The organism is Leisingera aquimarina DSM 24565, from assembly GCF_000473165.1.
Taxonomy (GTDB): domain Bacteria; phylum Pseudomonadota; class Alphaproteobacteria; order Rhodobacterales; family Rhodobacteraceae; genus Leisingera; species Leisingera aquimarina.
Genome location: NZ_KI421504.1, coordinates 474655 through 496701 on the forward strand (window position 1 = coordinate 474655; position 22047 = coordinate 496701).

Genomic DNA, 22047 nt, shown 5'->3' on the forward strand with positions numbered 1-22047 from the left:
GCCCGAAGCGAAACACCTCTGCCCGGCAATGCCTCGGGTCAATTGATCCACCTGCATTAGTCAATCCGCAGGTCAACCCGGTCAGATCGGCCTGCACCATCGACAATCACCAACGAGGAAAAACCGCGGCCGGGAGAGGGGACGGAGAATTCTCGCTGCCTTTGCCCCGAAAGCACCGGCTCTCCATTCGCCAGCACCAGGAAAGGCGCAGTGCCGCCGCGCAATTTCAGGGTGAGGCCGCTGCTGCCCAGCGCCAGCCGGGCGCCGTTGGGCGGGAAAATCAGCTCCGGCGCATCTGCTGGCTCTGAGAAGGCCGCATCGCGGGGACGGAAGCGCCGCAAGGGCTGCGGCAGTTCGGCGGAGCTGACGATCAGCGTGGCGGGGGGCGGCGGAGGCAAGGGATCGAACGCGGGTTTCAGGCGGCCAAAGGCTTCAAACAGCACCGGCGCGGCCAGATCGCCGCCAAAGATGCCGGGAACAGGCGTGCCGTCGGCGCGGCCCATCCAGACGCCGATCACGTGGCGCCCGTCCCAGCCGATCGCCCAGGCATCGCGGTGGCCGTAAGATGTGCCGGTCTTGTAGGCGAGCGTTCCGGCGCGCGCACCCGCGGGCACCCGCAGCCCGCGCAGGATGTCACCGACCTGCCAGGCGGCCTCGGGCGAGATCAGGCGGCCTGCGGTTCTCTGCGCCTCTCCTTGCATCACCCGCAGCCCTGATCCGCGCCCGCCTGCCGCCAGCCCGGCGTAAAGCTGCACCATGTCCTGCAAGCTGATGCCGACACCGCCAAGCGACAGCGCCAGGCCGGGTCCAGCGCCGGGCAGCTCCGGCCTGGCGCCGCCCACGCGCAGGGCCGCCATCAGCCGTGCCGGCCCCAGCTCCTGTGCCAGCTTCACAATGGGGATGTTGAGCGACAGCTGCAACGCCTCGCGCACCCGGATATCGCCGCGGAACTCACCGTCAAAATTCTGCGGCGCGTAGCCTGCGAAGTTGACGGGGCCGTCATGAATCAGGGTTTCCGGATGCGCCAGCCCCTGGTCGAAGGCGAGACCGTAGACCAGCGGTTTCAGGGTGGAGCCGGGCGAGCGGATGGCCTGGGTCATATCCACAAAACCGCGGCGTGTCGCGTCGGAGTAGCCGGGGGAGCCAACCATCGCCAAGACCTCACCGGTCTGGTGGTCGGCGGCGATAAGCGCGGCGGAGAGGCGCGGGCCGGTGCTGCGCACGGCCTCTGCCAGCAGCTGCTGCATCCGCGATTGCAATGCGCCGTCAAGGGTCAGGCGCAGCTGGCGTTTGCCAGGATGCAGCGCCGTCACCCGGTCCGCCAGATGCGGGGCCAGCCGCGGGAAGGCGGCCATGCGGTGCGGCAGCGGGGCGCGGCGAGCGGCCTTGGCCTGTTCATCGCTGACGAGGCCCTGGTGCTGCATTCGTTCCAGCACCCGATCACGAGCCTCATTGGCGGCCGCAGGGAAGCGGTCCGGGCGGCGGTGTTCGGGGCTCTGCGGCAGGGCGACCAGCAGCGCGGCCTCTGCCGGGGTCAGGCGCTTTGGCTCCTTGCCGAACCAGCTGTAAGTTGCCGCGCGGATGCCCTCTGCCGCGCCGCCATAGGGAGCGTGGGTCAGGTAGAGGGTGAGGATCTCCTCCTTGCTCAAGCGGCGTTCCAGCGCCAGAGCCACCCGCATCTGGCGCAATTTGCCGGACCAGCGCCCGGTGGTGCCGTCCTCCAGCAGGCGCGCGACCTGCATGGTGAGGGTGGAGCCGCCGGAGACGGTTCGTCCGTTCCACAGCGCCTGGCCCGCAGCGCGCAATAGGGCGATGGGATCGACACCGGCGTGGGAGCGGAAGCGTTTGTCCTCGTAGCGCAGGAGCATGTCGAGGAAGCGCGGGTTCACGTCTGCGGGCTGAACTGCGAGGCGCCAGAGGCCGTCACCCACAGGGTAGGCGCGCAACAGCTTGCCGTTGCGGTCGAGGACTTCGGTGGAGGTTTCAGTGAGGGTGAGGGGGAGGTCTGTTTGGTCTATCCAAGCGTCGAAGGTACGATAGACTGTAAAGGCTGCAACAAGCAGGACCGCTAAAGTAGCGGTATACCATTTCCACTTTTCACCTGGCTGATAGGCCGGGCATCGCACGTCCGCCCCCTCGGGCGGGCGATACTCGCCCCCCCGCGGACGGGCGATGCCCTCCGTTCTTTTCCACCAGCGTTTCACTTCACGACCACGCGCCCGGTGCCGGTGCGGGCACGGTAGGCGGGGCGGTACATGTCTTCGACCGAGGCCGCCGGATGGTGGAACACACCGGGCGTGACCGCGCGGACCACATATGCCAGCGTCACCTGCGCTGCATCGCGCACGTTCACCGCGGCCAGGAAGCGGTCGCTGCGGAACTCTGCGTGTTCGGCCTCTGCCGGGTTCAGCCAGTCGAGGTCGCGCAGATCACCGGAACGCAGGAGGTTCGGGTTGTCGATCTCAAACCCCGCGGGCAGCGGGTCGTTGATCATCAGCCTCGCGCCGGTTTTCTCATGCGGTTTCACCCGCAGGACCGCCACAAAGCGCGCGCCAGCAACGACGGACTGCACGTCCAGCGGCTGGCCCTCGAGCGTGAAGTAGCTGCGCTCGATCGTGTAACCGAAACCGCTTGCGGCGGGCGGCACCTCAGGCACGCCAAGGGTGGTGAGGGTGATTTCCGCGGTGCGCCCGCCGGCGGCGGTCAGGGCGAGTTCCGGCATGTCCTGCCCGTCTGCGCCCTGTACAAAAGGGCCCTGGACGGGCTGACTGTTGACCAGCAGGCCCGAGTCTTCGGGGTTCTGCGCCAGCGCATGGGCCGCCATCAGGGTCCAGGCGGACTCCTGAGTGGAGCGGTAGCCGGATGCGTTGGTGAGCCGCGCCGACAAGCTGACTCGGTCCACCGCTGCCGACCCGGCCTCTGCCGCCAGCCCCAGAACGCCAGCGGTGTCGCGCAGCCTTGTGCCGAAGTCGTCGCGCCAGAGGCGGGCCTCATCCTGCGTTTCTGAGCCGATCATCTGCGCGGCGCGGGCAAACATCCGGTCGGCGCGGCGCTGGTCGCCATAGGCCGCAAGCGCTGCGCCCATTTGGGCGGCTGCGAGGGGCGTGGCAAAGGCGTCGCCCCTCACATCCGCGTAATAGCGCAGGTCGCCCATCTGGGCCGCGCCTTCACGCGCCAGCACAAGGAGGGCATAGGCGATCTCCTCCCCGCCCCTGTCGAAATCGGCGGCATAGTTGATGCGGTTGCGCAGATTGTCCATCGCCTGGGCAAATGCCTGCTGCGGCACCGCGTAGCCCTGCGCGCGGGCGCGGCTGAGGAAATCGCTGGCGTAGGCGTCCAGCCAGAATTCGCCGCTGCCGGCACGCCACAGACCAAAGGCGCCGCTGGGGGCCTGCCGGGTCAGCACCTTGCGAATGGCGGCGTTGATGCGGGCATCCACTGCCGGGCCGTTGCCCAGCCCGGCCGCCTGGGCAACGCTGCTGAGATAAAGAAGCGGCAGCGCCTTGGAGGTTACCTGCTCGGTGCAGCCATAGGGGTACTGGTCCAGTTCCGCCAGGAGGCCCGGCACGTCGAATTTGGCGAGCGGGCCGGAGGAGATGGTGGCGCGGGCGGTGCCGGGGCGCAGGCCGGTGAAGACCTCTCCGTTGAACAGGAAGCTATCGCCGCCGGCCAGGGTGAAGCGGCGGGTCTGGGTCACCACCGGGTCATTGGCGCGGACGGCCAAGCGCAGGTCCTGGCGCAGCTCCTGCCCGTCCGGGGTGGTGAGGGTGAGGGTCAGCTGGTGGTCTCCCACGGTTTGCGCGGTGACCGGCAGCTCCAGCACCACCTTGCCCTGTTCCGCCAGGGTGACGGCGGCAGGCAGGCTGCCCAGCGTCAGGCCGCCTGCGGTACTGGCCGCCAGCGCCATCTCTCCTGCGGGGCCATCGGCGTGCACGATCTCGATCCGGGCGCGGCTTTGGTCGCCCGGTGCCAGGAAGCGCGGCAGCGCGGCGGTGACCACCACCGGATCGCGCACCAGCATATCGGCCTCGGCCTGGCCCACGGCACGGCCGGACCAGGCCACCGCTATCAGCCGCAGGGTGCCGTTGAAGGCGGGGAGCGTGAGCGGGAACTCGGCCTCGCCATTTGCGTCCACCTGTAAGGGACCGGAGAACAGCGCCACCAGATCCTGGGTCGGCGGCGGCGACTGCATCTTGAGGCCGCTGTCCGCGTCGCCGCCGGAGCGGGTCCGGCCCATGGCGCCGTTGCCGGGATCAATCAGCCGCCCGTAGACGTCGCGCAGCTCCATCCCCAGACGGCGCTGGCCGTGGTAATGCGCGCTGGGGTCGGGGCTAGTGAAGCCGGTGAGGTTGAGGATGCCGAGGTCCACGGCGGCCACGGTCAGCCAGACCTCCTCGCCCTTTGCCGCGCCATCGATACGGAGTTTCGCCACTTGCGTGCCGCGGGGGCGGGCTACCTCCGGGACGTCAATGGCGACCTGCAATTGCTGGTCGAGCTGGGTGACGCTTGCGTGGGCCAGCCCCAGGGCGCGCAGCGGGGTGCGGCCGCGCTCGCCCGCCACTGGCTGGATCACGGTTGCGGTGACATAGGCGCCGCTGCCCCAGTCCTGTGTCACCTCCAGTGGGATCAGGGTTTCGCCGGGCGGGACTTCGACAGCCATACGGTGGATCAAGTGGTTCGAGACAACCGAGATCAGCGCGGTGCCCGCAGCCTGCGGCACGATGCGCAGGCGGGCGGTATCGCCGGGGGTATAGCTTTCGCGGTCCAAGGATAGCTCCAGCCGGGCAGGTGTTTCAGCGTTGCCTTCAGGCGCGTACCAGCCGGCGTAGAAGTCATAGGCGGCAGAGGCATAGGAGCCGTCGAGGCGTTCCACCACCAGCTCGTAGCGGCCCCAGTCCACGGGCTGGGACAGAGGCAGGGGGTCGCTGCCCAGCTGCGCCTCTCCAGTGGCGATGCGGGTGCGGCGGGTGATCGGCTCCCAGTTCCAGTTGCCATAGAGCTGATACCACTGATAGCGGGTCTCGACCCGGTTCAGGGTCCATTTCACGCGCATCGGCATCGGTTTCAGATCCGGCGACAGGGCAATGAATTCGAAGCCTGCCTCGGAGCCTTCTGCCGCGACCTCGTCAAACAGCGGCTTGATGCCGAGGACGGGAGCGGCAGGGCGCACCGGCAGGTCAAGTGAGCGCTCAACCGGGCGGGCGGCGCCATCGGCAACGCGGGTGGTGAGGGTCGCCAGCAGCGGCTTGCCCTCTGCCGGGGTGGTCTTGGGCAGGCTGACCGCAAAGGACGCGCTGCCGTCGGGGCCGGTTTTCTGGCCGCCGAAATATTCGGTCTGGTCAGAGGAGGCTTCATCGTAGCGGCCAAAGCGGAAGCCGGGCCACTCAGTCAGCGTATTAGCGGCGGTGAGACGGATATCACCCTCGACCTTCAGCCCCGCGCCGGGGGCGCCGAAAAGGTAGTCGGCTTGCAGCGCGATCTGGGCCGCGCTGCCGGGCTGGAGGCTGTCCGCATTGGCGACTTGCTGTTCGAAATCGATACTCTCGGGCAGGAAATCCTCGACCAGGATCTGGCGGCTGGCGAGCGCGGGGGCCTTGAGGTCGCTCTTGATCTCGAGCCGCCAGGTGCCGCGCGGGGCAGCGGGGCCGGTCGCAAGCGCAAAGACATGGCCGCCCTGATGGCCGCCCGCGGAGGTCTGGCGGGTGTATTCCACGCCGTCGGGACGCAAGAGGATCGCGGTCAGCGGCAAGCCTTCGACCGCTTTCGCCCTGCTGTCGCGCGCCAAAGCGGTCACATGCACGGTCTCGCCCGCGCGAAAGGCACCGCGGGTGGTGGCAAGGAACACATCCACCGGCCCCGGTGCAGGGCGGCCGGCAACGCCGCGGTCCGACAGGTCAAAGGCCGCATCATTAAGCGGCAGGAAGGTGAAATCCCCCTCCCCCGCCCGCGCGGTGATCAGCGCCGGTGCCGCGCCGCCAGCGCCACGGATGAGGCCGGGAGCGAAATGCACATAGCCGCTCGCGTCGCTGGTTTCAGTAGCCAGAACCTCATTGGCGCTGGCAATCAAACTGACCTCGGCGCCTTCCTGCGGCTTGGCATCTGCCAGGCCCTGGACCTGCACATGCAGACCATCGCTACCGGACATGGTGCTGAGGCCAAGGGTGGTCAGCACAAACCATTGCGTGGCGCCGGCATCGTCATAGGGATCGGCCCCGGGTATCCGCGCGGTGAGGGCATAGAGGCCGGGTTTCTTTTGCCCTATCAGGGCATCGTCCAACGGCAGGCGGCTGGTCATTGCCTGATTGAGCGCAGTGTCCACTTCGGCGCTGCCAGTCCAGATTTCCTCGGCTATATCAGAAGCGAAATGCTTATCCTCCCATTGGGAGAGCGGCTTGGCAAAGTACCCCTCCTGCAGAGTGCGCAGCACGTTGCGGCTACTGACCCGGCGCAGGCGCAGGTCAAGTTCTGTGAGGTTCACGGTTTCCACAGGCAACGCTGCCGGGCCGCCTGCGGGCAGCACATAGGCGCGGCCCGGGAAGCGGACCTTAGGCGCACGGTCGCGCACATAATGGGTCAGCTCCACATCCTTAAAAAGCTGCTCACCGCTGGCCGAGGGCAGGCCGCGGCGCAGGGTCAGCTGGTAGCGCTTGCCATGCTCCACCCCGTCAAAACACAGCTGCCGCCCGGATGCAGTTGCCACCAGGCTGCTGCCGGCCAAGCGCACATAGTTTTCGTAATCGGTTCCGGCCTGTTCCAGATCTTCGGAGAATTCAGCGCAGATACGGGGCGCTGCACTGTCGCTTTCAACCGTGGAGCCGGTCACGCGAAAACCGTATTTCCGGATCGCATAGTTGATCAGCTCGGCATTTGCCTTGAGCGGAATGATATTGTCAGCCAGACGCAGCAGCGGCAGCATCTCCCGTCCACGGCCAAGCGCCTCTACCGCTTCGGCGGCCTGACGCAGGGCCTGCGCCTGATCTGCCGGGGGGCCCGCCCGCAAGTAGCCATTGAGGGCCGCAAAGTAAGCCTCCTGCCGGAAACTGCGCTGCTGGGAGCGGTTGCCAGAATCTTTGGCGGCCCGCAGCAAATAGGCCGAGAAACGGGTCCAATCCTGAGCGGCATCCGTCAGCACCACGGCCTGCCCCATCCAGCGCAGCGCCGCGACCGGCTCCCCGGCGCGGAACAGCGAACGGGCTGCCGAGACCGCCTTGGCCGCGTCCTCAGTTGTCAGCGGATAGGCCAGGCCCAGCGACTGCGCGAGCCCGGCAGCGCGCTGCAATTCCAGGTCCGGAATTGCGTCCAGCCGGCTTGCCCGCCCGGCGGCCTCTGCCTGAAGCCCGCCGGGCGCCGGCTGTTTGAGCGCAGAAAAGGCGCCCTCATAGGGACTGCGCTGAGTCAGGGCTGATTTCGGAAAGCAAGCATTTGCCTTTTGATTGAACACAAAGCCGGCGCAATCCGTCTGGGCAGAACAGGCCCGCGCGCAGGCCTCGGCATCCGTGTCGAACAGCGGATGCAGATCCGAGCCGAAAAAATCGGTGTTGGCAAAAGCCCTGTACCGAAAGTCAGGAACCTCCGGTCCGGCCCAGGCAGCGGGCAGGAACGTAATAGAAGCAATAATATAAAGTAGAACAGAAGCAAACAGACGCGGCATGGCACCCTCCAATACTGGGCGCAGGCTGGCACGGGCTTAACGTCATAGCAAGATTCACCCGCGTAACACGTAAGGGCAGCCCTGCTGTCTCCTGCGTGCGGAATTGCCGCGCGCTGTTCGTGTTAATGTATTGCCGGAGTTCGCAGGGATGACCCTTGCCAGCAAATTAGCGGAAGAAAGACGGGCCCGGCTGGCCGCCGAACGGCTGCTTGAGCTGAAGCAGGCCGAGCTGTCTGCTGCCAACCGCAAGCTGGGCCGCCATGCGCTGGCACTGACCAAGCAGATCGGCCAGACCCAGGCCGAAGTGGCCACCGTGCGCGACGAAAACGCCAAGGTGAAATCCGATCTTAATACCGCGCATGAAAAGGTTGAGACTGCGGAGCGGCGGCTGTGGCATTCGATCCAGGCGTTTCAGGACGGGTTTGCCTTTTTTGATGCCGATGGCAGTCTGATCGGGGCGAACACCGCCTACCTCAATATCTTCGACGGGCTGGAAGAGGTGTCGCCCGGCATTTCCTACGGGCGGATACTGCAGCTTTTGACCGATGAGGGGCTGATCAATACCGGCGAGCTGGGCACCGGTGCCTGGCGCGAAATGATGAGTGAGCGCTGGCTTTCGCCCTCGCCCGATCCGGTGGTGATCCAGCTGTGGGATGAGCGGTATCTGCGGCTGATCGACCAGCGCGGCCATGGCGGCGACGTGGTGACGCTGGCGCTCGATATCACCTCGACCGTACGGTACGAAAAGGACCTGCGCGGCGCCCGTGCCCGCGCCGAAGCGGCAAACCGGGCAAAATCCGCCTTTCTCGCCAATATGAGCCATGAGATTCGCACCCCGATGAACGGGGTGGTGGGCATGGCCGAGCTGCTGAGCGACACCGAGCTGGACGAGGAACAGCGGCTTTATGCCAACACCATCAAAAACTCGGGCGAAGCGCTGCTGGTCATCATCAATGACGTGCTCGACTATTCCAAGATCGAAGCCGACAAGCTGGAACTGCATCCCGAACCCTTTGACCTGGAGCGCAGCCTGCACGAGGTAGTGATGCTGCTGCAGCCCACAGCGCGGGACAAGGGGCTGAAGCTGCTGGTCGATTACGACCTGTTCCTGCCGACCCGCTTTACCGGCGATCCAGGCCGGATCCGGCAGGTGCTGACCAATCTGGCCGGCAATGCGGTGAAGTTCACCAAGGAAGGCCATGTGACTCTGCGGGTGACCGGTGTTTCGTCGCCTGATGACAAGCAATGCGCGGTGCATATCTCGATTGAGGACACCGGCATCGGCATCCCTGAAGAGAAGATTGAGCATATATTCGGCGAGTTCAACCAGGTCGAAGACGAGCGCAACCGCAAGTTTGAAGGCACCGGGCTGGGGCTGGCGATCTCCAAGCGGCTGATCGAAATGATGGGCGGCGAGATCTGGGTCGACAGTGAGGAAGGCAAAGGCTCCTGTTTTGGCTTCCGCTTGCCGCTGCCCATTGAAGGAGCAGCAGAGCGGCCTCTGCCGAAGCTGCCCAGCTCGCTGCGCCATGTGTTGCTTGTGGATGACGCGCCGCTCAACTGCGAGATCCTGCAAAAGCATCTGCAGATGCTGGGCATTCAGGTCACCACTGCTGAAACCGCACCTGGTGCGCTTGCCGCAATGCATAACAGCATTGATCTGGTCATCAGCAGCCATAACCTGCCTGGGCTGGATGGCGTGCAGCTGGCGAGGGATCTGAAATCCGGATCCTGGCGCGGGGTGCCGGTGCTGATGCTGAATTCCGGTCCGCATGGTGCCAATGATCCGGAAATCCGCCAGCTGGCGGACGGGGTGCTGCAAACCCCGGCACCGCGGGACGATCTTTTCAACCAGCTGGCCAAACTGGGGGCCAATGCTGCCGGCCCCGGCTGCGAGGCGCCGCCGCAGGACGCGCTGACGGCGGCAGACACTTTAGAGGACACGGCAGCGCCGCCGGCAGGCCTTGAGGCGCCGCAGACCGAACCGCCCGCCGGCCCGCCGCCGGAACCGGAAATCCGCCGGATGCGGGTGCTGGCGGCCGAGGACAACAAGACCAATCAGCTGGTGTTCAGAAAAATGGTGAAAGAGCTGAACATAGAGTTGAAATTTGCCTGCAACGGCCTGGAGGCGGTCGAAGCCTTCCAGACGTTCCGCCCGGATCTGATTTTCATGGACATCTCGATGCCAATGATGGACGGCAAGGAAGCCACAGCCAGGATCCGCAGTATCGAAGCGGACACCGGCGGCCATACCCCGGTTGTGGCCCTGACTGCACATGCAATGGCAGGCGATTCGGAAGGCATTCTCGCGGCCGGTTTGGACCATTACCTGACCAAGCCGCTGCGCAAGGCGCTGATCCACGAAAAGATCCGCGCCTGTGCGCCGGACGGGACACAGGCCTTGGATCAGGACGGCCCGCCTGCCCCCGCTGTTGCCCAAGCACTCTGAATTGGCAGGTCTCCCCCGCCGCCGGCACGCCATGGCGGTCAATCAGTGAAACAAGCTGTTCTCCGGGCGCGCCCGGGCTTCTGTTCTTGACACTGTGCTGAGCTGGGTCCCGGTTGCCAGGCGCCGTCAGGATCCTGCTTTTCCGGGTGTTGCCCTGCCCGTTTGCAGCGGACGCTCTTTCCATCACCCTGTCTGCCTTAAACAACGGAGAAGCTCTCCCGCGTCCGCAGGCGCACCGGCTGCGCCGGCACCGGCCTTGGGCGGCCTTGGGCGTGGCAGCGCGCAGAGCGCGCTGCCACGCCCAACCGTGAAGGTGCATTCTTTGAATGTGCAGGAGCGGGCGGGAGCCTTCCTCCTGCCTCAAGCGCCGCGCAAGAAGACAGGTTTACCGGGGGCCGACATTGCTGGTTGAAAGACGTAGCCGCCGGCGTCGAATTCTTTGAGGCTTTCCGCATCTGTCAGCCGGTTCTGGATAATGAACCGCGCCATCGCGCCGCGGGCGCGCTTGGCGTAGAAACTCACCACCTTGGGGGTACCGTTCTTGTCTTCCATGAAGACCGGCGTCACCACCTGCAGCTTCAGCGCTGCCAAGTCCACTGCGCCAAAATACTCCTGGCTGGCGCAGTTGACCAGTACGCCGGCATCCACCGCCTCGGCCTGCGTATTCAGCGCTTCGGAAACCCGGCTGCCCCAGAATTCATAAAGGTTCTTGCCGCGCGCATTTTTCAGCCGCGAACCCATCTCCAGCCGGTAAGGCTGCATCGCATCCAACGGGCGCAGAACGCCGTAAAGACCGGACAGGATGCGGAAATGTTCCTGCGCCCAGGCCAGTTCATCCGAGTCCAGCGAAGACGCTTCCAGACCCTGATAGGTGTCGCCGGCAAAGGCCAGCGCCGCCGGGCGGGTGGCCACAGTTGCCGGATCCGCCGAAAACCCTTGAAACCGTGCATGGTTCAGCTTGGCCAGATCCTCGCTGATGTGCATCAGCTTCATCAGATCCGCCACGGATTGTTCGCGGGCCACCCCGGCCAGCTCCACCGCGTCATCATGCAGCGCGGGCCAGGTCATCTCCTGCTCCCGTTCCGCCCAGTCCAGCTTCTTGGCCGGAGAGGTCACTACCAGCATATCTGCCCCTTTACATTCTTGGCGCGACCCTAGCCCGCACCGCGCAGGACGTCCAGAAACGCCGCCGCGAAACGTTCGGCGCGTCGCTCCCCTAACAGCCTTGTGATGCCAGCCTCGTCATCTGCGCGCATCTGCGCCACCTTGGCCAGCAGCGAGGCGGAGCAGCTGAGCGGTTTCAACGTGCCGCAATCGCCGCGGGCGAGCTGCGCCTGCGCTTCTAGCAAACTGTCATACACAGAACCGGACTCGCGTCCCGCCAGCTTGCGCCTTGCGGGATGCAGCTGTTCCGCAGCGCCAGTGATCACGCTCAGGAAGTCGTCGCCGTAGCGTTCCAGCTTCTTGGCACCGACACCGTTTATGCGGGCCATCTGGTCGAGGGTTTCCGGACGCATCTCGGCCATCTCGATCAGGGTGCGATCGGGGAAGATCACATAGGCCGGCACTTTCTGCGCCTCGGCGAGCGCCCGCCGCTTAGCCTTGAGCGCGGACAGCAGCGGTGCATCTTCCTCGGAGACCAGCGCCTTCACCGCCGGGCGGCGATCGGCGGATTTGATGGTGTCGCGGCGCAGCTCGATCGATTGCTCGCCGCGCAGGATCGGCAGCGCCGCTTCTGTGAAGCGCAGGGCGCCGTGGCGTTCCGGGTCTGGGCGCAAGAGGTCGCGGCCCATCATCTGCCTGAACACCGCCTGCCACTGGCGCTTGCCGAACTCCTTGCCGCAGCCATAGACCGACAGCTCATCATGGCGTTTGGCCCGGATCCGGTCATTGTCAGCGCCCAGCAGGATGTCGATCAGATGGCCGGAGCCGAACCATTCCTCGGTCCGGAGCACCGCCGACAGCGCCTTACGCACCACGGTGGTGCCGTCGAACACATCGGCGGGCGTATCGCAGAGGTCGCAATTGCCGCAAGGCGCTGCCTCCTCGCCAAAGTAGCCCAGCAGTTTCTGGCGGCGGCAGCGCAATGCCTCGGCCAATCCCAGCAGGGCGTTCAGCCTTGCGTGGTCGGCGGCGCGGCGTTCGGGCGGTGCCAGGCCTTCGTCGATCTGGGAACGGCGCAGGCGGATGTCGTCGGGGCCGAACAGGGTGAGGGTTTCGGCCGGCGCGCCATCGCGCCCGGCACGGCCGATTTCCTGGTAATAGGCCTCGATGGATTTCGGCAGGTCGGCATGGGCGACCCAGCGGATGTCGGGCTTGTCGATCCCCATGCCAAAAGCAACGGTGGCGACCACGATCAGCCCGTCCTCGCGGGCAAAGCGGGTCTCGACGATGCGGCGGTTCTCGGGGTCCATGCCGCCGTGGTAGAAACAGGCGGAATGGCCGACCTCGCGCAGGGCTGAGGACAGCGCCTCGGTCTTGGCGCGGGTGCCGCAATAGACGATGCCGGACTGGCCCTTGCGGGCGGCGGCGAACTCCAGGATCTGGCGGCGCGGGCTGTCCTTGGCGCCAAAGGCCAGGTGGATATTGGGCCGGTCAAAGCCGCGCAGGAAGCTGCGCGGCGCCTCGCCGTCGAACAGTTTCTGGACGATCTCTTCCTGGGTTTCCTGGTCCGCCGTTGCGGTGAAGGCCGCCAGCGGCACGCCCAAAGCCTGGCGCAACTCGCCGATGCGCAGGTAATCGGGGCGGAAGTCATGGCCCCATTGGCTGACGCAATGGGCCTCATCCACGGCAATGAGGCTGACGCCGATGCGGCGCAGCATGCCCATGGCGGCGCCCGAGGCGAGGCGTTCGGGAGCCATGTAAAGGAGCTTCAGCCGCCCGGCCTCGATCGCTTCCCAGACCGCCTCAGTCTCTTCCTCGGTATTGCCGGAGGTGAGCGCGCCTGCGGTGACGCCGGCCTCCTGCAGGGCGCGGACCTGATCGCGCATCAGGGCAATCAGCGGCGAGATCACCACGGTCACCCCGTCGCGCAGCAGCGCCGGCAGCTGGAAGCACAGGGACTTGCCGCCGCCCGTGGGCATGATCGCCAGCACGTTTTCGCCTGCGGTCACGGCGTTGACGATCTCCTCCTGCCCGGGGCGGAAGGCGTCAAAGCCGAAGATCTCGCGCAGGACAGGGGACGCACCGGTCAGGGATGCCGGGGACACTTCTGCCGGGGGTGCCGGGGCTGTCATGGGGGCGATGGGCCTCAAAATGGTGGTCTGCTCGTATTGGCAGGCACAATCCCACAGGAGGCATAGGGCAGCAAGGGCTGCCGCGCAAAAGCCCGGCGAAAGCCGCCGACCCAGGCACGTTCAAGTCAGTAGAACGCCGAGACGTTGTTCACCAGGATAATGCGCAGTGCATAGACGCCGATCAGCACCGCCAGCGGCGCCAGGTCGATACCGCCCATGTTCGGCATGATCCGGCGCACCGGAGCGTACAACGGCTCAAGAACCCGGTTCAGCATGTACCAGATCTGCGCCACCAGCTGCTGGTGCAGGTTCAGAACCTGGAAGTTGATCAGCCAGCTCATGATCACATGGGCAATGATGAAGAACCAGACAATGTCCAGGATCAGCATCAGAATTTGGAACAGCGAAACCATCTGTTTTTCCCTTTTTCGAACAGCCTCACAGGTAAGCAGAGACGGCGAAATGCGCAAGGCTTCCGCGAGGTTGCAGTTGACGCGCTGTAAACGGGTGGCATCACGGGCACAAGCGAATGAGGAGCCCCTGCCCATGTACCCTTTTTTCCGACTGACCAAGGATACCGTTCTGGCCAGCCGGATGCCACGGCTGGACATCACCGGCCTGCATGTCTCGCATCACATCTGCTGGCCTTGGGATCTGGACATGTGGATGGAGCTGAATAACGGCCGCACCATGACCCTGTACGATCTGGGCCGCACCATGCTGGCGCAGCGGACGGGACTGATCAGCGCACTGAAGAAAAACCGCTGGGGCCTGACGGTGGCGGGCTCATCCGTGCGCTACCGGCGCCGCATCCGCGGGTTCGAGCGGTTCGAAATGCGCAGCCGCGCCGCGGGCTGGGATGACCGTTTCATCTATGTCGAACAGTCCATGTGGAAGAAAAACGGCGATTGCGCCAGCCATGTGATGCTGCGCACCGCGGTCACGGACCGAAACGGGATTGTCCCTCCGGCCAAGGTGTTGGAGGCATTGGGGCAAGACGCTGAAGCCTCTCCCGATTTGCCCGGCTGGATCAAAGACTGGTGCCAAGCGGATGGCGGCCGTCCCTGGCCGCCGATGCAGGACGGGCTTGCCTAGGCCCCTGCCCGCCTGCCATACCTGAAGGCAACAATAATAAGAGGCCGGGCATGCAGCAGGTATCCACGCGCAAGCGGATCTGGGGATGGTGGTTCTTTGACTGGGCCAGCCAGCCGTATCAGACGCTGCTGGTCACCTTTGTTTTCAGCCCGTTCTTTGCCGCAGTGGCGGCGGATTATTTCATGACCCAGGGGCTGGCGGGCGAGGCGGCCAAGGCGCAGGCGCAAACCGTCTGGTCGATGTGCCTGACCGTGACCGGGCTGATCATTGCCTTTGGCGCGCCGTTTCTGGGGGCGCTGGCCGATATCACCGGGCGCCGCCTGCCCTGGATCATGATGTTTTCACTGATGTATCTGATCGGCGCCTGGGGTTTGTGGTACATGGATCCTTCGGGAAGCAACCTGTGGTGGATGCTGGTCAGCTTCGGCTTTGGCTTCATCGGTGCCGAGTTTGCCCTGATCTTTGTCAACGCGCAGCTGCCAACGCTGGCCAGCCGCGAGGAGGTGGGGGCGGTCTCCGGGTCCGGCTTTGCATTCGGCTATCTTGGCGGGGTAATTGCACTGTTCATCATGCTGCTGCTGTTTGTCGAGCAAAGCTCGGGCAAGACGCTGATCGGCCTTAGCCCGGCCTTTGGACTGGATGCCGAAGCAAAAGAGGGCACCCGTGCCGTTGGCCCGTTCACCGCGGTCTGGTTTGCTGCCTTCATGGCCCCCTATTTTCTGTGGGTACAGGACCGCGGCGCTACCGGGCGCAAGGCCAGCCTGGGCAAAGCCTGGCAAATGGTGGTCAAGCTGGTTGCCAGCCTGCGCCACCGGCTGAGCCTGGCGACCTATCTTGGCTCTTCGATGTTTTACCGGGATGCGCTGAACGGGCTGTACGGTTTCGGCGGCGTCTACGCGAAACTGGTGCTGGGCTGGGAGATCGCCCAGATCGGTATCTTCGGCATTGTCGCAGCCTTTGCCGCCACTGTCTTCAGCTGGCTGGGCGGCAAGGCAGACCGGCGGCTGGGCCCGAAACCGGTGATCATCGCCTCGATCCTGGTGCTTGCCTTTGTCTGCCTCATCATCGTCTCCATGTCGCGCCATCAGATTTTCGGCATCGCCCTGGCAGAAGGCTCTACCCTGCCCGACACGGTGTTTTTCGGCTGCGGCATGCTGATCGGCGGCTTTGGCGGCATCCTGCAATCGGCCAGCCGCAGCCTGATGGTGCGCCACACCAGCCCTGCGGATGCGACCGAAAGCTTTGGCCTTTACGGGTTGTCGGGACGCGCCACCGCGTTTCTGGCGCCGGCGCTGATCGGTCTGGCCACCACCGTGACCGGCAGCGCCCGGCTGGGGATCACACCGGTGATCGGGCTGTTTCTGATCGGTTTGATACTGTTGTTCTGGGTTCAAGGAGAAGGAGATCAGGGTTGAAACTGTTTGTTGCCATATGCTTAGCGGTTGCCGGGTTATTTAATCCGGCAAGTGCGCAAACCCCAGCCAAGGCCCTGTTCGGGGCCAAGCCCAGCGCCTCGCAGCAGCGCCCCGCGCCGTTCGGCTCTTATGCCAAAGGATGCGTTGCCGGCGCCGCCCAGCTGCCCGAGACCGGCCCCACCTGGCAGGCGATGCGGCTGAGCCGCAACCGAAACTGGGGGCATCCGGCAGCGATTGATTTTGTTGAGGATCTCAGCCGGTTTGCCGCCAAGCAGCGCGGCTGGAAAGGCCTGTACATCGGCGACATCAGCCAGCCGCGCGGCGGGCCGATGCTGTCGGGCCACCGCAGCCATCAGATCGGCCTTGATATCGACATCTGGATGCGGCCGCCGGACCGGCTGAACCTCAGCCGCAACGCACGGGAAAACATCTCCTCAATCTCGATGCGCCGGGCCAAGGGCGCCTATGTGAACTCCAGCTGGACCCGCGCTCATCACGAGATCCTTAAAGCCGCGGCGCAGGACAAGCGGGTGGCGCGGATTTTCGTCTTTCCCGGCGCCAAGGTGCAGATGTGCAATGACGAAAAGGGCGACCGCCGCTGGCTGCGCAAGATCCGGCCCTGGTGGGGTCATCACTACCACTTCCATGTGCGGCTGGCCTGCCCGCGCGGTGCGCGCGGCTGCGCCGATCAGGCAGCCCCGCCCAAAGGCGACGGCTGCACCGATGCGCAGCGCTGGGTCAATGACATTCTGAACCCGCCGCCGCCGAAACCAGTTGACCCCAACGCGCCAAAGCCTAAACCGCGGCGTGATTACACCCTATCGGACCTGCCCAAGCAATGCGCCGCCGTTCTGCAATCAAACTGATCCTGGCCCTGGCCGCAACTGGCGGGCTGGCGGCTGCGGGTTTTGCGGCAAACCGCCCCGCAGCTGCTGCGGCAGGCAAGGCGCAGCACCTCAGCAGCTATACTTGGAAGCTGAACCAGCGCTGGTTCGGCGGGTTCTCGGCTCTGAAGCTCAGCAGCGGCGGCACGGCAATGACCGTTCTCAGCGACCGGGCTACTTTGGTGACAACCCGGATCCAGCGCAGCCAGGGGCTGATTTCAGGCATCACTGCCCGGCGCGCGCACGAATTGCGGGCCTCCACCGGGAAGACGCTCAAAGGCTTTGCCGGAGACAGCGAAGGGCTGGCGGTCGCGGCGGACGGCAGCCGCTATATTTCCTTTGAAGGCGCCGCACGGGTGGCGCGCTACCAGCACCCCGGTAGCCGCGCCAAGGTTCTGCCGCGCCCCAAGGCCTTCCGCAGCCTGCCGCCCAACAAATCCCTGGAAACCCTCGCCATCGATTCCCGCGGACGGCTTTACACCTTGCCCGAGCGCGCCTTGGATAAACACGGACAGATCCCGGTCTGGCGCTGGAACGGCCGCCGCTGGTCACGCCCCTTCAGCCTGCCGCCTGAGGGTGGATTTCTGCCGGTGGATGCCGATTTCGGCCCTGATGGGCGGCTCTATCTCCTGGAGCGCGACTTTACTCTGTTTGGTTTCCGCAGCCGGTTGCGGCGATGGGATATCACCGCCGCAGGACCGGCGAACGAAACCGTTCTGCTGCAAACCGGTTCCGGCACCCATGACAATCTGGAAGGGCTGTCCGTCTGGGCAGATGAAATCGGAGGGTTGCGCGCCACCATGGTGTCGGACGACAATTTCCTGCCCTTTCAACGCACCGAACTCGTGGAATACGCGCTGCCCCGCTGATCACGCGCCCCGCCAGCGGCACCGGGCCCACCCGAAGGGGGCATTTCCTGAAATGCGCCCGCGCGGGCGGGAGCCCCTGCCCTGCAGGATGCTTGCAGCAGGGTGCGGACCGGTTTAAAGGGGCCGGTCTTTTGCCGTGCCGGAACATGTGCCCGCGGCCTTGAAAAACGGATCCGACCCATGCCCCGCTCGCATATCCCCGGCATTGTTGCCATGGCCGCCGTCGTTGTGGCGTCCAACATCCTGGTGCAATTCCTGTTTGGCCAATGGCTGACCTGGGGCGCCTTCACCTATCCCATCGCTTTCCTGGTCACTGACGTGATGAACCGTGTCTATGGCACCGCAGCTGCCCGCAAGGTTGTGCTGGCCGGTTTCCTTGCCGGGGTCGCCTGCTCGCTGATCGGCACTCAAATCATGCTGCAGGGCGACGGCTTCACCTATCCGGCCGTGACCCTGCGCATCGCGCTTGGCTCCGGTCTTGCCTTCCTCACCGCGCAGCTATTGGACGTCGCCGTCTTCTCGGCCCTGCGGACAGGCAAATGGTGGCGCGCGCCGCTGGCGTCTACGCTGGCCGGCTCCATTGTGGACACCGCCCTGTTCTTCACCATCGCCTTCTCAGCTGCGCTCAGCTGGCTCGAGCCCGGCAACGATGTCGCTTGGGCCGGAGAGCCGCTGCCGCTGCTAGGCAGCGGCCCTACGGCCCCTTTGTGGGTCTCGCTTGCCGCGGCCGATTGGCTGGTAAAACTATCGCTCGCTTTGGCCGCCCTTGTGCCTTTCCGCATCATCGTGCGTAAACTGACCGCAAAGACCACATGATTTTGTTTTGACATTAACCGAATCTGTGGCAGGCTGGGGTCACACGAAACATTCAGAAAGGAGGTGCCCATTGTCTAGAGAAGCTATGGAGAGCAGTGCCGGAACAGTTCAGAAGGCGTGCGGCCGAGGCAGCCCTTGGCGCGTATAGAAGACTGAATTGGTGCTGACCTAACCGGTGCACCTCCTATCATCTCGAAGGGCTGTTCTCGCGTGTGGGAACGGCCCTTTTCGATTGCTGACTGAGCCATGATCCACGTTAATGCGCAAATCACCCTGCAGGACTGGGAACTGACCGAAAGCTTCGTCCGCGCCTCAGGCCCCGGCGGGCAGAATGTGAACAAGGTGGCCACCGCGGTGGAGCTGCGGTTCGAGGCCGAACGCTCGCCTCAGCTCACGCCCGCAGTCAAAACCCGGCTGAGACGGCTGGCCGGGCGCCGCTGGACCAAGGAGGGCGCGATCATCCTGCAGTGCGACGAAACCCGGTCCCAGCAGCGCAACCGCGAAATTGTGCGCGAGCGGCTGGCCGAGCTGGTGCGCAAGGCACTGGTGGCGCCAAAGCGGCGCATTGCCACCAAACCCACCCGCGGCTCGGTTAAGCGGCGGCTCGAGGCCAAGAAACAGCGCGGCGGATTGAAGGCGACGCGCGGTAAAATCGACCCGGATTGATCCGGCGGATTGCACCCGCTGCCCGCTCCGCCCATGCTGCTGGCAAAACAGCAGGGAGATATGGCCATGCGGCTGGATGGAAGAACCGCCATCGTGACCGGCGGCGCCTCGGGCTTTGGTGCCGGAATTGCGCGCAAGTTCCTGGCCGAAGGGGCCCGGGTGATGATTGCCGACATCAATGGCACAGCAGCTGCGGAAATGGCCGCGGAGCTGGGCAGCAACGCCATCGCCCAGACAGTGGATGTCTCCGACGGCGCCTCGGTCAATGCCATGGCAAAGGCGGCGCTCGCGGCCTTCGGGCACCTAGACATTCTGATCAACAATGCCGGCGTCACCCATTTTCCCGCCCCTTTGGAAGAGATCACCGAGGATGATTTCGACCGGGTGATGGGGGTGAACATGAAATCCGTCTACCTGACGGCCCGCGCCCTGGTGCCGCATATGAAGGCCCGCCAGACCGGTGCGATCCTGAATGTCGCCTCCACCGCCGGTGTGTCGCCCCGCCCCAACCTCAACTGGTACAATGCCTCCAAGGGCTGGATGATCACCGCCACCAAAACCATGGCAGTCGAACTGGCGCCGCATGGCGTGCGGGTCAATGCGATCAACCCGGTGGCGGGGGAAACACCGCTGTTGAAAACCTTCATGGGCGAGGATACCCCGGAGATGCGCGCCAAGTTCCTGTCCACCATCCCCATTGGCCGGTTTTCCACGCCTGAGGACATGGGCAACGCAGCTTGTTACCTATGCTCGGACGAGGCCGGCATGGTAACTGGCGTGGCAATGGAAGTAGACGGAGGACGCTGCATATGAAAACTGTGAACTTGGCAGAGAAACTGGAAATGTTTTCAACCCATTGGGACCCGCATGTGGTGGCGGACTATAATGGCAATGACGTGATGGTGGTGAAATTCGAGGGTGATTTTCCCTTTCACCACCATCCGGATACCGATGATTTTTTCCTGGTTCTGGAAGGTGAAATGGTGATGGATATCGAAGGCGAACCGCCGCAGACCATCCGCTCGGGCGAGTTGTTTGTGGTGCCCAAGGGCGTCAGCCACCGCCCCCGCGCCGATCAGGAATGCAAGGTGCTGCTTATCGAACCGAAGGGCGAGCCGAACACCGGCGATCCGGCAACTGCAGCGCCCAAGCCGCAGATATAGGCGGCTTGAAACCGGCTCTTTCATCTTTTTCCGGGCTCCGCCCGTTCGGCCTTGAAACCCTCCCCCGGAGGGTTTCCAAGACAGGCCTCACCCCCGCCGCAGGCAGCCCGCAACAGCGGGCATCGGCCAAACAAAGGACTGCCCGTTATGCTACCCGGCCCTCGAAATCTGATCACCGATGTGCCCGGCATCCTAGTTGGCAATGCGCAGGACAGCGCGCTGAAATCCGGCGCCACAGTGCTGACGGCGGATCAGCCCTTCACCGCATCTGTGCATGTGATGGGCGGCGCACCGGGGACGCGGGAAACCGACTTGCTGGCGCCGGATAAATCAGTCGCTAAGATTGACGCGCTTGTGCTGTCCGGCGGCTCTGCCTTTGGTCTTGATGCCTGTTCTGGGGTGATGGACGCGCTGCACAGTCAGGGCCGCGGCTTTCCGGTTGGGCCGGCGCGGGTGCCGCTGGTGCCGGGCGCGATCCTGTTTGACCTGCTGAACGGCGGAGATAAAGCATGGAAGGAAAATCCCTACTGCGACCTGGGCCGGGCGGCGTTTGAAAACGCTGCAGAGGCGTTTGATCTTGGCACTGCCGGCGCAGGCACCGGCGCGCTGACCGCGATGGTAAAGGGCGGGCTGGGGTCGGCCTCGCTGGTGCTGGACAGCGGCGTGACCGTGGGCGCGCTGGTGGCCGCCAACCCGCTGGGCGCCGTCACCACACCGGGTGAGCGGCATTTCTGGGCGGCGCCGTTTGAAATTGGAGATGAATTCGGCGGATTGGGCCCGGATCCCTCCGCCGGGCTGGGCCGCAGTCCGGAGAGCCGCAAACTGGCTGCCATGCAGAAGCTGGGCAATGCCCCTTTGCCGGCAGAGCGCGCCAATACCACCATCGCCATCGTCGCCGCAGATGCCGCACTCAGCAAGGCGCAGTGCCAGCGGCTGGCCACCGCCGCCCATGACGGCATCAGCCGCGCCATTGTCCCCGCCCACGCGCCCGGCGACGGCGATCTGGTCTTTGCCGCCAGCACCGGCGCCCGCGCCTTGGAAAACCCGGACGCAGACCTTGGACCGGTCTGCCATGCCGCTGCCCTGTGCCTCAGCCGCGCCATTGCGCGCGCCATCTCAAACGCCCGCCCGGAACCCGGAGACCTGCTGCCCTGCTGGTCAGCGCCTTGAATTGCCGCAGCTTCCTGCCGGAACTTTGATGCGCGTCAAACTGCCGGTTGACACTGCGGGCTATTGGATCATGAGTCACACGTGCCATCTCAAAACCGGAGCAAGCAATATGAAGCCTCTCGTAACAGCCGCCATTTTCGGCCTCCTCGCCGCCCCCGCCTTTGCCGAAGGCGACCTCGAAGCCGGCGAGAAGGGGTTCAACAAGTGCAAATCTTGCCACATGGTCGTCTCGGATGACGGCGACGTGATCGTCAAGGGCGGCAAGACCGGCCCCAACCTGTGGGGGGTCGCCGGGCGCACCGCAGGCAGCGTCGAGGGCTTCAAGTACAGCAAGGACCTGATTGCGGCGGGCGAAGCCGGACTGGTCTGGGACGAAGCGAAATTCGTCGGCTTCACCACCGATCCCAAGAAATTCCTGCAGGCTGAAACCGGCAACGCCAAAGCCAAATCGAAGATGTCCTTCCGTCTGAAGAAGGGCGGTGAGGATATCTTTGCTTTCCTGGCCAGCCACGGCCCGGCCCCGGCTGAAGAACCCGCCGCTGAAGAAAACGCAGAAGCCGCTTCCGAGTAAGGCCGGACTTTCCGGCAGCACGGCCACAAAGCCGCGGCATTTTCGCCGCGGCTTTTCGCGTA

Annotated in this window: 16 protein-coding genes; 11 read left to right on the forward strand and 5 right to left on the reverse strand. The window is 64.9% G+C overall.

Features of this window, described 5'->3' with window-relative positions:
- Positions 1–56: 56 nt before the first annotated feature.
- Both pbpC and AQUI_RS0106205 read right to left on the reverse strand, forming a co-directional pair.
- Complete coding sequence (gene pbpC, locus AQUI_RS0106200; protein WP_425411812.1) at positions 57–2126, reverse strand: penicillin-binding protein 1C; 2070 nt, start codon at positions 2124–2126, stop codon at positions 57–59.
- A gap of 74 nt (positions 2127–2200) precedes the next feature.
- Positions 2201–7651, reverse strand: coding sequence for an alpha-2-macroglobulin family protein (locus tag AQUI_RS0106205; RefSeq protein WP_027256731.1), 5451 nt, complete (start codon positions 7649–7651; stop codon positions 2201–2203).
- Positions 7652–7799: 148 nt separating this feature from the next.
- On the opposite strand from AQUI_RS0106205, the gene AQUI_RS27325 reads away from it, so the two are divergent.
- Positions 7800–10100, forward strand: a complete 2301-nt coding sequence (locus tag AQUI_RS27325; protein WP_035919832.1) for a response regulator — start codon at positions 7800–7802, stop codon at positions 10098–10100.
- Positions 10101–10460: 360 nt separating this feature from the next.
- On the opposite strand, the gene yaaA is transcribed toward AQUI_RS27325, so the two are convergent.
- The 3 genes from yaaA to AQUI_RS0106225 all read right to left on the reverse strand — a co-directional run bounded on the left by yaaA (position 10461) and on the right by AQUI_RS0106225 (position 13749).
- Entirely contained in the window at positions 10461–11225 is a 765-nt protein-coding gene (gene yaaA, locus AQUI_RS0106215) for a peroxide stress protein YaaA (RefSeq protein WP_027256732.1), read from the reverse strand.
- 29 nt (positions 11226–11254) lie between these two features.
- A complete protein-coding gene (gene recQ, locus AQUI_RS0106220) occupies positions 11255–13336 on the reverse strand; it encodes a DNA helicase RecQ (RefSeq protein WP_051371837.1) in 2082 nt (693 codons plus the stop codon).
- A gap of 125 nt (positions 13337–13461) precedes the next feature.
- Positions 13462–13749 carry a YggT family protein gene (locus AQUI_RS0106225; RefSeq protein WP_027256734.1) on the reverse strand — a complete coding sequence of 96 codons (288 nt, stop codon included), beginning with the start codon at positions 13747–13749 and terminating at the stop codon, positions 13462–13464.
- A 133-nt stretch (positions 13750–13882) separates the two neighbouring features.
- On the opposite strand from AQUI_RS0106225, the gene AQUI_RS0106230 reads away from it, so the two are divergent.
- From AQUI_RS0106230 to AQUI_RS0106275, 10 genes are all read left to right on the forward strand, one after another.
- Positions 13883–14431, forward strand: a complete 549-nt coding sequence (locus AQUI_RS0106230) for an acyl-CoA thioesterase (protein WP_027256735.1) — start codon at positions 13883–13885, stop codon at positions 14429–14431.
- Between the two features lie 17 nt (positions 14432–14448).
- On the forward strand, positions 14449–15846 hold the full coding sequence (locus tag AQUI_RS0106235; RefSeq protein ID WP_281172026.1) for an MFS transporter: 1398 nt from the start codon (positions 14449–14451) through the stop codon (positions 15844–15846).
- A complete protein-coding gene (gene mepA / locus AQUI_RS0106240) occupies positions 15843–16712 on the forward strand; it encodes a penicillin-insensitive murein endopeptidase (RefSeq protein ID WP_027256737.1) in 870 nt (289 codons plus the stop codon). The genes AQUI_RS0106235 and mepA overlap by 4 nt, the downstream gene beginning before the upstream one ends.
- Positions 16685–17599, forward strand: coding sequence for an esterase-like activity of phytase family protein (locus tag AQUI_RS0106245; protein ID WP_027256738.1), 915 nt, complete (start codon positions 16685–16687; stop codon positions 17597–17599). The genes mepA and AQUI_RS0106245 overlap by 28 nt, the downstream gene beginning before the upstream one ends.
- A 180-nt stretch (positions 17600–17779) precedes the next feature.
- Positions 17780–18415, forward strand: coding sequence for a queuosine precursor transporter (locus AQUI_RS0106250; protein WP_027256739.1), 636 nt, complete (start codon positions 17780–17782; stop codon positions 18413–18415).
- Positions 18416–18661: 246 nt separating this feature from the next.
- Positions 18662–19081, forward strand: coding sequence for an alternative ribosome rescue aminoacyl-tRNA hydrolase ArfB (arfB, locus tag AQUI_RS0106255; protein WP_027256740.1), 420 nt, complete (start codon positions 18662–18664; stop codon positions 19079–19081).
- Positions 19082–19147: 66 nt separating this feature from the next.
- The gene (locus AQUI_RS0106260) at positions 19148–19894 is read left to right on the forward strand and encodes an SDR family oxidoreductase (RefSeq protein WP_027256741.1); all 747 of its coding nucleotides are present in this window, start codon (positions 19148–19150) and stop codon (positions 19892–19894) included.
- Positions 19891–20244 carry a cupin domain-containing protein gene (locus AQUI_RS0106265; RefSeq protein ID WP_027256742.1) on the forward strand — a complete coding sequence of 118 codons (354 nt, stop codon included), beginning with the start codon at positions 19891–19893 and terminating at the stop codon, positions 20242–20244. The genes AQUI_RS0106260 and AQUI_RS0106265 overlap by 4 nt, the downstream gene beginning before the upstream one ends.
- A 147-nt stretch (positions 20245–20391) precedes the next feature.
- On the forward strand, positions 20392–21414 hold the full coding sequence (locus AQUI_RS0106270; protein WP_027256743.1) for a P1 family peptidase: 1023 nt from the start codon (positions 20392–20394) through the stop codon (positions 21412–21414).
- Positions 21415–21523: 109 nt separating this feature from the next.
- On the forward strand, positions 21524–21985 hold the full coding sequence (locus AQUI_RS0106275; RefSeq protein ID WP_027256744.1) for a c-type cytochrome: 462 nt from the start codon (positions 21524–21526) through the stop codon (positions 21983–21985).
- Positions 21986–22047 lie beyond the last annotated feature (62 nt).

What these genes read in the sequence shown, in the direction of transcription:
- AQUI_RS0106205 (WP_027256731.1), bottom strand. Translation starts at nt 7,651, where the DNA reads ATGCCGCGTCTGTTTGCTTCTGTTCTACTTTATATTATTGCTTCTATT.
- AQUI_RS27325 (WP_035919832.1), top strand. Translation starts at nt 7,800, where the DNA reads ATGACCCTTGCCAGCAAATTAGCGGAAGAAAGACGGGCCCGGCTGGCC.
- yaaA (WP_027256732.1), bottom strand. Translation starts at nt 11,225, where the DNA reads ATGCTGGTAGTGACCTCTCCGGCCAAGAAGCTGGACTGGGCGGAACGG.
- recQ (WP_051371837.1), bottom strand. Translation starts at nt 13,336, where the DNA reads ATGACAGCCCCGGCACCCCCGGCAGAAGTGTCCCCGGCATCCCTGACC.
- AQUI_RS0106225 (WP_027256734.1), bottom strand. Translation starts at nt 13,749, where the DNA reads ATGGTTTCGCTGTTCCAAATTCTGATGCTGATCCTGGACATTGTCTGG.
- AQUI_RS0106230 (WP_027256735.1), top strand. Translation starts at nt 13,883, where the DNA reads ATGTACCCTTTTTTCCGACTGACCAAGGATACCGTTCTGGCCAGCCGG.
- AQUI_RS0106245 (WP_027256738.1), top strand. Translation starts at nt 16,685, where the DNA reads ATGCGCCGCCGTTCTGCAATCAAACTGATCCTGGCCCTGGCCGCAACT.
- AQUI_RS0106250 (WP_027256739.1), top strand. Translation starts at nt 17,780, where the DNA reads ATGCCCCGCTCGCATATCCCCGGCATTGTTGCCATGGCCGCCGTCGTT.
- arfB (WP_027256740.1), top strand. Translation starts at nt 18,662, where the DNA reads ATGATCCACGTTAATGCGCAAATCACCCTGCAGGACTGGGAACTGACC.
- AQUI_RS0106260 (WP_027256741.1), top strand. Translation starts at nt 19,148, where the DNA reads ATGCGGCTGGATGGAAGAACCGCCATCGTGACCGGCGGCGCCTCGGGC.
- AQUI_RS0106265 (WP_027256742.1), top strand. Translation starts at nt 19,891, where the DNA reads ATGAAAACTGTGAACTTGGCAGAGAAACTGGAAATGTTTTCAACCCAT.
- AQUI_RS0106270 (WP_027256743.1), top strand. Translation starts at nt 20,392, where the DNA reads ATGCTACCCGGCCCTCGAAATCTGATCACCGATGTGCCCGGCATCCTA.
- AQUI_RS0106275 (WP_027256744.1), top strand. Translation starts at nt 21,524, where the DNA reads ATGAAGCCTCTCGTAACAGCCGCCATTTTCGGCCTCCTCGCCGCCCCC.